Here is a 12,619-nt window from a genome sequence, read left to right as displayed (position 1 = left end):
TATCAGGGCTGGCGATAGGTGGTGTCGATGATAGGCTCGGCCGGGAAAGTCTTGCCACTCTTGATGGCTGCCCTGGTCTCGGTTTTTAGCTCTTCATCGATCCACAGCAGACCGCCATAGCTGTAACCGCTGTTGTCGCCACCGAGGGGCCAGTAGAGCTGCTCGCTCTTGGGCGTTGCAGGTACTTTTGGCAGTTTTATCCAGCGCCAGGCCCCTTCCCGGGTATAGGGCACCTGATAGGCGGGGACGAAGCTCGCCAGCTCATAGAGCCGCTGCTGGATTTGCCGTGACAGGGCCGCCTTTTTGGCAAAGTCGAACTCCTTGTCATATTGCTCCACCAGCGCTGTGATGGCGTCGTCATCGATGTTCATGATGTTGTTGGTCTGGGGTTTGTTGGCGTTGACCTTGTGGAAGAACTCCCAATAGGCGGGATAGCGGCTGCCCGCCCAGGCCATCCAGGCGCTCTGGTGCTTTTTCTCCAGCATCGATTTGAAACCGGCCGATGCATCCATCAGGTTGAGCTCCAGATTAAGCCCCGCCTTCTTGGCCTCTTCCCGCAACAGCGTGAGCCGCTGGGCGTGCTCTGCGGTGGTGTAGGTGATGGCGAGGGTAAGTGACTGCCCCTTGTCGTTTTGCAAAATCCCCTGCGGCCCCACTTTGTTAAAGCCTGCCTTGGCAAAGTATTCCCGTGCCAGTTTGGGATCGAACGGACGGGCCTTGATCTCGCTGTTGGTAAACTCACCCTGACCTGAGCCATAACTGTTGAGTCGCTGGTAATCCCCCCGCAGCAGGGTGGTGAGCATCTTGTCGAGGTTGAGGGCATGCTGGACCCCGAGCCGCACATCGAGATTATTCAGCTGCGGATCGGCAGTGTTGAGATAGAGCCCCATTGGCGATTGCGGGGTCTGGTTGTAGAACCAGGTACGCGCGATATAACCCTTCTCGAACTCCGCGGTTTTGGTCTTGTCGTGCCACCAGTTGGGCATCACCAGCGGGAAGGTGTCGAGATCGCCGCGCAGGAAGTGCTGCCAGGCGATGTTCAGATCCCTGAGCACCTTGATCTCGATCCGCGCAGGATTGAAGCGATGCTGGAAGTAGCGCTCGTCATCCCCCCACCAGTTTTCAATCCGTTTGAAGGTGACCGATTTGCCCTTTTTCACCTGATCGATCTGATAGGGGCCGGTGACTGGCAACACCTTCCAGTTGTACTCCTTGACCCAGTTGGCGGTGAGCTTGATGGCGTGGCTCGGCTCCGGGCTGATGGGCAGTGATTCGAGCAGGTCCTGGCGGCTCTTTTCAGTGCCGCTGGTGATGGCCAGGGTGTGATCGTCAAACTTGGTGATGTCTGCTATCTGGGTGCTGTAGTAGTTGTTGTACCAGGGGTCGTTGATCTCCTTGCTGCGCATCATCTTGAGGGTAAATAGCCAGTCATCGGCGGTGACCGGCTGGCCGTCTGACCAGCGCGCCTTGGGATTGATGCGAAAATAGAGGGTCTTGTTGTCGGCGCCGAATGCCCACTCGTTTGCCAGCATCGGCATGGGGTTGCCGGTGACGGGATGAGTGCTCAGCAGTGGCAGGTTGGTTTCCCGCACGTAACCGGCAAAGCCGCCGTTGGAGTCGGGGCCATATTTGCGCAGGGTCAGGGGGAAGCTGGTCATAAAGGTGCGAAAGGTGCCGCCGCGTTTGGCGGCCGGATCGGCATACAGAGGATCCTGGTTGTTGCTCTCCCACCTCAAGTCGGCAGGCAGCGTGGCACTCCAGCCAAACGGGCTCCAGCACAGGGCCAGGGTGATGGCGGTGGCGCGAATGATAGGGGGGAGTCGGCGCTCCCCGGCGGTGATGGTCGATGGCATGTCCTTGCTCTCCTGAAGTCTGCTTCCTGCAGATCACACACTGGTGATGTCAGTCCCGATGGGGACTGGCTCATCATGAAAATTTTATCCTGTCAGGTCAATGAAATAGCGTGAATTAGCGGGTGGTCTAGGCCGCAACGCAGTGCAGGGTGATCCCCTTGGCCGCAATGGCTGCCCGCATGGGGGCGGGCAGGGCATCGTCGGTAACCAGCACGTTGATCTGGCCCGGCGCGCCAAGCTGGCTCGGGTGGATGGCGCCAAATTTGCTGCTGTCGGTGATCACCACATTGGTCATCCCCTTGGCCAGCACGCTGTTGACCACATCGGCCCTCATCATATCGCGGCCGGTGAAACCCATCTCGGGATGAAAGCCATCCACCCCTATAAAGGCCTTGGAGAAGTGCACCTGCTCGATGCAGAGGCGCGTGAGCGGCCCCACCACGCTCTCGCTCTGATGCTGGAACAGCCCGCCGAGCAGCACCACCTGAGCCGGGGTGTCTTTGAGCAGATGGGCGATATAGCTACTAATGGTGATGATGGTGACCCGTTTGTGCAGGGCCAGATGGCGCGCCAGCATAGCGTTGGCGCTGCCCCCTTCGATAAAGACCGTCTCGCCATCTTCCACCAGCTGGGCGGCCCGCTCGGCGAGGCGTTCCTTGAGCAAGTAATTGATGTTCATCCGGGCATCCGGGTCATCAGTCTCCAGCGCCATGGCCGAGCCGTGTACCCGTCTGAGCAGTCCCTGCTTCTCCAGCGCGGTGAGGTCGTTGCGCACCGTCACCTCAGACACGCCTGTGTGTCGGGAGAGTTCACTCACGCTCATCTTGCGAGCCTGATGGACCAGAGTGAGGATCAGTTGGTGGCGTGGATTCATGGTGCGCTCACATGCAAGGTGGTGGATAGCGGCAAGCCACCCGTGGGGTGGCTTGCCAATCATATAACGTCACAGGCGCCATGGGGTGCGCCCCGTCAGAGACTGTGCTCGGTGCGGGCGATGATATCATCTTGCGCATCCGGGGATAAGGCGGTGAAGAAGGCCGAATAGCCCGCCACCCGTACCACCAGATCCCGGTACTGATCCGGATTGGCTTTGGCCGCCAGCAGGGTCTCGCGCGAGACAATGTTGTACTGCACGTGCCACCCCTTGTGCACCTCGAAGAAGGTGCGCAGCAGGCTCATCAGCTTGGCCTTGTCCCGCTCGTTCTCAAGGCTCGCCGGACTCAGCTTCTGGTTGAGCAGCACCCCGCCGAGGATGGCCGCCGTGGGCAGCTTGCCGATGGAGTTGAACACCGCCGTCGGGCCGAGACGATCCGAACCTGAAGAGGGGCTGGCCCCTTCCGCCAGCGGGGTGCGGGCGTGGCGGCCATCCGGGGTGGCCATGGTGGCAGCACCGAACGGCACGTTGGCGGAGATGGAGGAGGTGCCCGCATAGTAGGTGCCACCGATGGGGCCGCGCCCGAAGCGGGTGTTGTGCAGTCCCTTGAGCTCGTCGATGTAGCTCTGGTAAGCCTGCACCAGCAGCAGGTCTACCTCGTCCAGATCGTTGCCATATTTGGGGGCGGCGTTGGTGAGGCGCTGGCGCAGCTGCTCCCCCGCCAGCCCGGCAAAGTCTTGCTCCAGTGCGGCAGCCAGCTCTTGCTGATCCACAATCCCCTGCTCGAACACCAGTTTCTTCAGTGCAGCCAGACTGTTGCCGAGGTTGGCAATGCCCACCTGCAGACCAGAGACCCAGTCATAGACGGCGCCTCCCTCCTTGATGGTCTTGCCGCGCTCTATGCAGTCATCCACCAGGGTGCTGCAGAGGATGTCATGGGCTTGAGCCTCCAGCACGCTGTCGACCACGCAGTCGATCTCGATGGATTTGCGGGTGAAGTAGCGCACTTGCTCATCCCAGCGGGCCATCACCTCGTCAAAGTTGCCAAAGCTCCCGTCTCGCAGCGACTGGGGCTGGGGCAGGAATACCTTGTCGGTGGTGGCATCGCGGCCGCCATCCAGCGCCGCCAGCAGGATGCGGGCGAAGTTGATAAAGCTCATGCCGGTGCAGCGGTAGCCCCACTTGCCGGGCACAGCAGTCTCGATGCAACCGATGGCGGCGTAGTGGTGGGCATCTTCCACACTCACCCCGAGCTTCATGAACTCGGGGATCACCACCTCGTCGTTGTTGAAGGCGGGCATGCCAAAGCCGCAGCGGATCACCTGAATGCAGGCGTCGAGGAAATCCTCACTCATCCCGGCATGGTAGCGCACCGAGAGGTTGGGCTGGGTGGATCGCAGCTGGCCGCAGGACTCCAGAATCGCGTAGGAGAGGCCATTGACCGCGTCATGGGCTGCACCATCCCGCCAGTTCTGGCCGCCGATGGTGACGTTCTGATAGAGCGGGCTGCCGGCGGAGGCCTTGGAGTGGGTGCCGGAGCGGATCTTGTTCACCTCCAGCAACTTGAGCCAGCACCCTTGCAGCAGTTCGATGGCGTGCGTCCGAGGCAGGGATTCCGACAATTCCACCTCGCGGCGATACCAGGGGTAGAGGTACTGATCCATCCGGCCAAACGACACCGAGTGACCGTTGGATTCGATCTGCAGGATGAGCTGGATGAAGTAGCAGAGCTGCAGCGCCTGCCAGAAGGTCTCGGGGGACTGGTGGGCGATGTGGGCGCAGTTGAGCGCGATGGTCTCAAGCTCGTTTCGGCGCTCGGGGCGAGATTCTTGTGCTGCCATGTCACGGGCAAGGGCAGCGTAGCGCCCGATGTGAGCGCTGACCGCATCCAGAGTGATGGCGACGGCGTGCAGGAACTGCTCGCGCTGCAGATCGGCCCAATCCGCCAAATCCAGCCGACTGCGGCGCTCGGCCACCTTGGCCTTGAAGCCATCGAGACCCAGCGTGAGCAGCTCCTCATAGTTGACCGCGAGGTGGGCATCCCCCGAGGTCATGTTGCCCTCGGCCTTGATGATGCCGCTCTCCAGCAGCGCTTTCTGCTCATCGGTAAAGAGGCCGAAGCAGCGATCCTGCACCGTCTGGCCGCGCCAGAAGGGGGTGAGGGCGTGGATGATCGCCTTGTCGGTTTCGCTGACGGCAAAACCGGCGCCGGGACGGTCTGCCAGCTCGTCGATCTCCTTCTCAATCCAGCTCACCGTGTATTCAGGAAACAGTGGCGCCGCCCGCACCTGACTGGCCTGATTGCCGACGATAAGCTCCTCGTGCTTGATCCAGATGGTGCGCGCCTTGAGGTGATGAGCCAGTGCAAGAGCGCGGCGCACCGGCAGCGGCCGGGCGAGATGAGCCTGATAGGCCTCGGTGTAGTGGCGGGCACGCTCGGTGCAGACCGGTGGCTGAACGATGTGGATCAGGCTCTCTTTGTGGGCGCGGATCCGCGGGCTGAGGGTATTGAGGTCGAGCTGGGTCATGATCTTATCCTCTGGTCACAGGGGTCAGCCCCTGACGTTGGGCGTATGCGTGGGCAAAGTGGAGTAAATCGGGGTCATCGAGCGGTGTCTCCGGCGCCTGATATGGCAGATCCAGCAGGGCATATTTGCCCACGCCTAAGGTGTGGTAGGGGAGGAAGTGGATCTCCTGCACCGTGCCGAGGCTGGCGGCTGTGTCGGTGATAGCTTCGATCGATGCGCGGTCGGCATTGAAGCCGGGAATGAGCGGCACCCGGATCTGCATCGGCACGCCGTGCTCGGCGAGGCGTTTGAGGTTCGCGATGGGCAGCTCCACCTTGCCGCGGGTCCAGTGGAAGAAACGTTCTTTATCCACGTGTTTGAGATCCGCCAGCACCAGGTCCAGTGAGGGGAGGCTTGGCTCAATCTGGTGCCATGGCACATGGAGGCAGCTCTCAACCGCTGTGTGCAGCCCTTCGGCATTGCAGCGGGCCAGCAGATTGGCAGCAAATTCGGGCTGCATAAACGGCTCGCCGCCGGAGAGGGTGATGCCACCGCCGCTGCGCTCGAAGAAGGGACGATCCCGCAAGATGGTGTCCATCAGGGTGTCCAGCGTTTCATCGCGGCCGCACACCTGCAGCGCTTCGCTCGGACAGAGGCCGCGCAGCCGTTCCATATCGCCGGCCTTGAGGGCAGAACGGCTGAGCTGGATGCCCTCGCTGTCACGCAAGATTGCCGGACAAGCCTGGCTGCAGAGCTGGCATCCCTCGATGCACTGGCGCCGGTCGAGTAGTATGTCCGGCTTGGGAGAGCGGCTTTCCGGGTTTTGACACCACAGGCAAGCTAGCGAGCACCCCTTGAGAAACACCAGGGTGCGAATGCCGGGGCCGTCGTGAGTTGAATATCGTTGCAGGTCGAAAATCATACCGCCTCCTTTTGTATTTGCATTCTATTTGCTTTCATTCGAAGGTTGATTTGATTTCAATCAAGCTATTTGCAGATGTTTTATCGCTAGAATGGCGACATATTGAACATCCCGTTAAGGAGTTAGAGATGGAGCTGTATCTCGATACCGCCGATGTGGCGGCAGTGCGTCGCTGGTCACGGATCCTGCCGTTGGCCGGTGTCACCACCAATCCTTCCATTACTGCCGCCGGGGGATTGCCGCTCTGTGAGCTGCTGCCCGCCCTGCGCGACGTGCTGGGCCCCAAGGCGCGCCTGTTTGCCCAGGTGATGGCCAAAACCGAAACCGAGATGGTGCGCGAGGCGTTCGCCCTGCGTGAGCTGGACCCGGATCTGGTGATCAAAATCCCGGTGTGTGCAGAGGGGCTGGCGGCCATCAAGAGCCTGACCGCCAACGGTGTGCCGACTCTGGGCACCGCTGTCTATACCCCGCTGCAGGGCTGGCTGGCTGCGGTGGCGGGGGCGGAATATGTCGCACCTTATGTCAACCGGCTGGATGCCCAGGGGGGCGATGGCATCGCCACCGTGCAGGAGCTGCAACAGCTGCTTGAGCTGCACGCCCCGAACAGCAAGGTGCTGGCGGCGTCATTTCGCACTCCCCGTCAGGCGCTCGACTGCCTGCTGGCGGGTTGCCAATCGATCACCTTGCCGCTCGACGTGGCCGAGCAGTTGCTGAACGTACCGGCAGTGGATGCGGCATTGGCGAAGTTTGATCAGGATTGGCAGCGCGCTTTCGGTCGCTGATCCCGGTGGCAAGCTGCTTGCAATGATTGAGGGGGAGGGTGAAGAAGCGCGGGTGATGGGGATTGACCGACTAGACTGGAAAGAGGTGGCTACATTCGCTGGCCGCCCTGCAGTCTACCGGAGGTATCCCATGAGCGACCATCTGCTGCTCCCCCATGGTGAAGATTTGCGTCGGGCGGTGCTTTGGCTCAGCGAGCATCACCAGCACGATCTCGCCGCCATTGAAGAGGCCAGCCTGCGTTTTGATCTCTCGCCGCTGGATGAGGAGTTTCTGATCCGGCACTGGCTCGACAGCCAGCGCCAATCATGAAGATCCGAGGTGAGAGATTTAGAAGAAGTTGGCGAGGTTGATGCCAAACTCTTTGGGGTCGACCGTGTTTTCGATGCTCTCCTGCACCCCTGACTTGGCCAGATCCAGCCACTGTACCTCGAGGTAGTGACGCTGGGTAGCGTGATAGATCACCTTGACCACCGGCTTGAGCGGCTGCTGCTCGTTGCGCTGCATCACGATAGCCAGGCGCTGGTTTGAGAGCTGTACCAGAGTGCCCACCGGATAGACCCCCATGCACTTGATGAACTTGGTGACCAGTTCGGCATCAAAGTGCTGATTGATCCCCTTGAGCAGAATGCGGAAGGCCTGGGTCGGCTGCATACCTGCTTTGTAGACCCGATCCGCGGTGATGGCATCATAGACATCGACGATGCCACTCATCCGGGTATAGAGGGAGAGCTGCTCCCCCTTCAGTCGCTGCGGGTAGCCGGAGCCATCGAGCCGCTCGTGGTGGTTGGCGGCCACCTCCAGCATGGTGGGGGTAATGCCAGGGGTATTGCTGAGGATCTCGTAACTGTGCACCACATGCTGACGCATGATAGCGAACTCCTCATCGGTCAGCTTGCCCGGTTTGTGGAGCACCTCGTCCGGGGTCATGATCTTGCCCACATCGTGCAGCAGGCCACCCAGGGTCAGCTCCTTGAGCACGCTGCGCTCCAGTCCCAGATAGCGGCCGAAGTTGGCCAGCAGAATGGCCACGTTCATGGAGTGCTCCATCAGGTAAGCATCCTTGGCGCGAATACGAGCCAGACAGAGCATGGCATCGCCGTGGGTGAACATGGTGTCCACCATCTCTTCGGCGACTTCGGCCAGCGGGGTGATGTCGATGGGTTCACCCGCTTTGAGGTGGCGAATGAACTTGCCTTGCAGTTCGCGCGCTTCCTGATAGAGGCGGCGGATTTTAAGCTCCCGCCCTTCACCGTTGGCACTGGCCCGGCGTCCCACCTGGGCGCTGTTGGCATTGAGATCGGGGGAGGTAACGGCGTCACTCTCGGCACTGCCCAGCTTGCTGCGGGCCAGATCGATGCGTACCGTGAGCACCCCCTGACGCACCAGATTGGCAATTTGCGCCACGCTGGTCACCAAGCCCATCTGGGCGATCTCCATCCCACCTGTCTGGCTGGCGATAGCAATGACATACATGCCGGGTTTCAGCTGGTTGACGGGAATGACGGGATAGGATGCTTGGGACTTCATGAGGGCTTCCTGACTCTTATTATTATGAGTATCGTTCGGATGGGTCACACCGGAGAAGTGTAACATCGGATGACCAGTTCGTCATAATTGGCAACCCCTTAACAGTGGCGTTGTCGCCCCCGCCCGATATAATGACGCCCCTTTACTTGTTGGACTCCGAGGTTGTGAATGCGGCTTGATAAATTTCTGTGCGATTGTTCCGATTTGACCCGTTCGCTGGCAGGCAAACTGATCCGTCAGGGTGAGGTCATGGTGGATGGCATTGTGGTCAAGCAGCCCGCCTTTCATATCAATGAGCAGAGCCAGATCGAGTTTGACGGCGTGCTGCTGACGCTGGAGCAGCGCAACCGCTATTTCATGCTGCACAAGCCGGAAGGTTACGTCTGCTCCAACGAGGATCCGGATCACCCGACTGTCTTCTTCCTGATGGATGAGCCGGCGATGGGCAAGCTGCACGTAGTGGGTCGCCTCGACCTCGATACCACGGGTCTGGTGCTGGTGACCGACGACGGTCAGTGGTCCCACCGCATCACCTCGCCGCGCCACGAGTGTGCCAAGACCTATCACGTCTGGTTGGCCGATCCGGTGAGCCCGGATGCGATCGCGCTGTTCGCCGAAGGGGTCTACCTGCGTAACGAGACCGATAAAACCCGTCCTGCCCAGCTGGAAATTCTCGGCGAGTGCGAGGCCCGTCTGACCATCCACGAAGGCAAGTACCATCAGGTCAAGCGGATGTTTGCCTCCATCGGCAACAAGGTCGTTGGCTTGCATCGCGAGCGGGTGGGCGGTCTGACGCTGGATGAAGAGTTGGCTCCCGGTGAATACCGCGAGCTGACCGCTGAGGAGATTGCCCTGTTCTGATCAGGGATGGTGCCGGGTGTCAGTGAGTGCTGAAACCCAGTACTAGCGCGGTACCCAGGGTGGCAATCAGTGCCCCCGCCCAGGCGGCAACGGATGGCCGCTCCCCCGAGTGCCACCACAACAGCGGCAGCAGCAGTACCGGCGTGGTGGAGGATAGAATGGCCACCATGCCCACCTCGCCCTGCCGCAGTGCCATCAGGATCAGCGTCATGCCCAGCCCCATAGCCAGAAAACCGTTGGTGGCAATCATGGCGAGGATCTGGCGATTGACCGGTTTGAGCGGCATGGCCAGCGGCAAGTGCCCCAGCCGCAGGACGCAGTGGGCCAGCAGTGCACTGCCCATCCGGATACCCGATGCACTCACCGCATCCACCTCACCACTCATCATCACCGGCTTGGCGATGATGGCTCCCACGCTCTGACACAGTGCCGCCGTCAGGCCAAGGCCAATTCCCAGCGCCAGATTGCCACGGATCTGCTCCCACTCGTTGCTGCTACTGCGTCTGCCAAACAGGATCGCCAGCATCACGCCGGCAAAGACCAGCATGGCCCCCAGCAGTCGCCAGCCCGTCAGCTGTTCATTAAAGAGCCACAGCCCAAGCAGGGCGGAAAATAGCGCATGGCAGGAGAAGAGCAGGGCACTGCGTCTTGGCCCCAACCGGTTCATGCAGGCAAACAGTGCCGTATCGCCCACGAAGATGCCGACCAGCCCCGAGATGGCGAGCAGGGGCAGGGCGCTTGCGGTGAGGGTTTGCCAGCCACCGGTGAGCAGACTCATGGTGCCGAGCATCAGGCTCACCAGAAACATGCGCCAGCGGCTGTAGGCAAATGCGCCGAGATGACGGGCCGGTTTGACCGAAATTAGCGCTGCAATTGCCCATAAACTGGCCGACGCGAGGGCCAGCCACTCATAACCCATAAAAACTCCTGAAAAAATTAACCCGAAAGACTCCATCTCCCGGGCAAGCCCGATACAATACGGGGCGTTTTCGGGGATAACAAGAGCGGCATCAGGCATTCATCAGGCGCGCCGTCGGCCTTCCCCTCCTGCAGTGGTTTTATTCGAGGTTTTGTCATGAGGTATGGTTTCTTCCCCAAGCTGGCGCAACGCTGGCTCTCCCCGCTATTGCTTGCCGTGCTGGCAGGGCCCCTGGCCCATGCCACCACCGTTGAGCAGCAGCCTTTGCTTGCCGATCGGCAAACCCTGGTCAAGGGCAACGGTGCCGAGCCGGAGTCGCTGGATCCGGCGCTGGTGCGCTCCGGTTTTCCGGGGGAGGCGGTACTGGTCGATCTGTTTGAAGGGCTGGTCAGCGAAGATGGTCAGGGGCATATCGTTCCTGCTCAGGCACAGCGCTGGGAGGTGAGTGAAGATGGGCTGGAGTGGCGATTCTTCCTGCGCCCTCAACTGAAATGGTCCAATGGCGAGCCGCTGGTGGCCGCTGATTTCGTCTATGCATGGCGCCGTCTGCTCGATCCGGCCATCAACTCCCCTTCTGCCGGATTGCTGCTGGCGACGGGGATCAACAATGCGCAATCCATCTATGCCGGTGCGCTGGAGCTCGGCAATCTGGGCATTGAAGCGCAAAGCGATCAGATTTTGAAAATCACCCTGGAGCGGCCGGCTCCCTATTTCCTGCAGCTCATCAGTCAGCGCCCCTTTGTGCCGGTCAATCAGAAGGCGATAGCCAAGTTTGGCAAACAGTGGACCGAGCCTGGCAAGCTGGTGAGCAATGGTGCGTACCGGCTGGCAAGCTGGACGCCGAACGAGCGGATCGAAGCCGAGCGCAATATCCACTACTGGGATGACCTTCACACCCGTATCGGACGGGTCACCTATCTGCCTATCACTTCGCAACATGCCGAACGGCTGCGCTATGAGGCTGGTGAAATCCAGCTTACCAACAAGGTCTCCCTCGGCTATTACCAGAAGATGAAGCGCGAGTCTCCGGAGCGGCTCTGGGGCTTGCCGCTGTTTGGTACCTATCTCTATGCGTTCAATCTGAAGCGCCCCGAACTGCAGGATGTGCGAGTGCGTCAGGCGCTCTCCATGGCGGTTGATCGACAGCAGCTCATTGAATCGGTGAGCGGGCAGGATGAACAGGCGGCATGGTCGCTGTTGCCGGAGATGCCGGGTTACCCCCGGGTGATATTGCCTGTGGCGCTTGAAGATATGCCGACCCGCCAGGCCAAAGCGGCAGCGTTGTTGTCAGCGGCCGGGTATAACAGTGCCAATCCACTCAAGCTGAGCATTACCTACAACAGCGCAGAAACCCACAAGCAGATGGCGATGGCCATTGCTGCCATGTGGCAGAAGCTGGGGGTGCAGGTCACCCTCAACAGTCTGGAGTGGGGCGCCTATCAGGTGGCCAAGGATAGCGGTGATTTTCAGGTGGCCAGAAGCTTCCTGTTTGGCGATTACGTGGAGCCGTCAGCCATGCTGGGCAGCTTCCGTTGTCAGGATCTGCGCAACGAGAGCGGCTACTGCAATCCCGACTTTGATCTGCTGCTGGAGCAGGCGGCCAATACGCTGGACAGCGCGAGCCGGGTTGAACTCTACCGGCATGCCGAACAGTTGCTGCTTGAGGAGGCGCCGATCCTCCCCGTGTATCATTACAATCAGATGAGACTGGTCGATCCCGCGCTGCGAGGGCTGCCCAGCCAGAATTTGAAAGGGACGATTGCCACCAAGGATCTCTATTTCAGCCCGCAGTGAGGAGCATTTCATGAAACTTGCCATCATTTCCGACCTCCACGGCAGCATCATTGCGCTGGAGCGAGTGCTGACCCAACTTGAGCCCTGGCAGCCGGATCACTATCTGCTGCTCGGCGATCTGCTCAACCATGGCCCGCGCAATCCTCTGCCGGAGGGGTATAACCCGGCTGCGGTGGCCGATCGGCTCAACGAGTTGGCTCCGCAGATCATCGCGGTGCGGGGCAATTGTGATTCCGAAGTGGATCAGATGCTGTTGCGCTTTCCCATCACCGCCCCCTACAACCAGCTGCTGGTCGATGAGCGGCGCTGGTTTGTCAGCCACGGCCATCTTTATCGCCCGGACGAGGTACAACTGCCGGAGGGCAGTCTGTTCCTGAGCGGCCACACCCATGTGCCTGTGCTGGAGTGGCAGAGGGAGCGGGTATTGATGAACCCGGGGTCGATCTGTTTCCCGCGCGGCGAGTTGCCTGCCAGTTACGGGAGCTATGAGGACGGAGTACTGCGCGTCAATGCGTGTGAGGACGGGCGAGAGTTGTTGCGACTGGTGCTTTAAAACGGAGAGCAAAAATGCAAGGCCTG

Annotated in this window: 11 protein-coding genes; 5 read left to right on the top strand and 6 right to left on the bottom strand. The window is 60.5% G+C overall.

Annotation, left to right across the window (positions count from 1 at the left end):
• Nucleotides 1–2: 2 nt before the first annotated feature.
• From WBR25_RS13445 to WBR25_RS13430, 4 genes are all read right to left on the bottom strand, one after another.
• Complete coding sequence (locus WBR25_RS13445) at nucleotides 3–1,853, bottom strand: extracellular solute-binding protein (protein WP_100654071.1); 1,851 nt, start codon at nucleotides 1,851–1,853, stop codon at nucleotides 3–5.
• A 127-nt stretch (nucleotides 1,854–1,980) separates the two neighbouring features.
• Nucleotides 1,981–2,727: a DeoR/GlpR family DNA-binding transcription regulator gene (locus WBR25_RS13440; RefSeq protein ID WP_005350628.1), complete on the bottom strand. Its 747-nt coding sequence runs from the start codon at nucleotides 2,725–2,727 to the stop codon at nucleotides 1,981–1,983.
• Nucleotides 2,728–2,822: 95 nt separating this feature from the next.
• Nucleotides 2,823–5,255, bottom strand: a complete 2,433-nt coding sequence (locus WBR25_RS13435) for a formate C-acetyltransferase/glycerol dehydratase family glycyl radical enzyme (RefSeq protein WP_479748235.1) — start codon at nucleotides 5,253–5,255, stop codon at nucleotides 2,823–2,825.
• A 4-nt stretch (nucleotides 5,256–5,259) separates the two neighbouring features.
• Nucleotides 5,260–6,156, bottom strand: coding sequence for a glycyl-radical enzyme activating protein (locus tag WBR25_RS13430; RefSeq protein WP_479748233.1), 897 nt, complete (start codon nucleotides 6,154–6,156; stop codon nucleotides 5,260–5,262).
• Nucleotides 6,157–6,284: 128 nt separating this feature from the next.
• On the opposite strand from WBR25_RS13430, the gene fsa reads away from it, so the two are divergent.
• Nucleotides 6,285–6,938: a fructose-6-phosphate aldolase gene (fsa, locus tag WBR25_RS13425; protein ID WP_043823308.1), complete on the top strand. Its 654-nt coding sequence runs from the start codon at nucleotides 6,285–6,287 to the stop codon at nucleotides 6,936–6,938.
• 130 nt (nucleotides 6,939–7,068) lie between these two features.
• On the top strand, nucleotides 7,069–7,248 hold the full coding sequence (locus WBR25_RS13420; RefSeq protein ID WP_069555269.1) for a hypothetical protein: 180 nt from the start codon (nucleotides 7,069–7,071) through the stop codon (nucleotides 7,246–7,248).
• Between the two features lie 18 nt (nucleotides 7,249–7,266).
• On the opposite strand, the gene WBR25_RS13415 is transcribed toward WBR25_RS13420, so the two are convergent.
• The gene (locus tag WBR25_RS13415) at nucleotides 7,267–8,466 is read right to left on the bottom strand and encodes an HD-GYP domain-containing protein (RefSeq protein WP_019446125.1); all 1,200 of its coding nucleotides are present in this window, start codon (nucleotides 8,464–8,466) and stop codon (nucleotides 7,267–7,269) included.
• Nucleotides 8,467–8,634: 168 nt separating this feature from the next.
• Between WBR25_RS13415 and rsuA the strand changes: the two genes are divergently transcribed.
• On the top strand, nucleotides 8,635–9,327 hold the full coding sequence (gene rsuA, locus WBR25_RS13410; RefSeq protein WP_021231067.1) for a 16S rRNA pseudouridine(516) synthase RsuA: 693 nt from the start codon (nucleotides 8,635–8,637) through the stop codon (nucleotides 9,325–9,327).
• 19 nt (nucleotides 9,328–9,346) lie between these two features.
• On the opposite strand, the gene WBR25_RS13405 is transcribed toward rsuA, so the two are convergent.
• Complete coding sequence (locus tag WBR25_RS13405) at nucleotides 9,347–10,246, bottom strand: DMT family transporter (RefSeq protein WP_479748231.1); 900 nt, start codon at nucleotides 10,244–10,246, stop codon at nucleotides 9,347–9,349.
• A gap of 156 nt (nucleotides 10,247–10,402) precedes the next feature.
• Between WBR25_RS13405 and WBR25_RS13400 the strand changes: the two genes are divergently transcribed.
• The gene (locus tag WBR25_RS13400; RefSeq protein ID WP_479748229.1) at nucleotides 10,403–12,040 is read left to right on the top strand and encodes a peptide ABC transporter substrate-binding protein; all 1,638 of its coding nucleotides are present in this window, start codon (nucleotides 10,403–10,405) and stop codon (nucleotides 12,038–12,040) included.
• A 10-nt stretch (nucleotides 12,041–12,050) separates the two neighbouring features.
• Entirely contained in the window at nucleotides 12,051–12,593 is a 543-nt protein-coding gene (gene yfcE / locus WBR25_RS13395) for a phosphodiesterase (protein ID WP_371177621.1), read from the top strand.
• Nucleotides 12,594–12,619 lie beyond the last annotated feature (26 nt).

The sequence above is a fragment of the Aeromonas sp. MTB genome (assembly GCF_056632455.1).
Note: the sequence above shows the minus strand (reverse complement) of the source record. Positions and strands in the feature narration are given on the sequence as shown.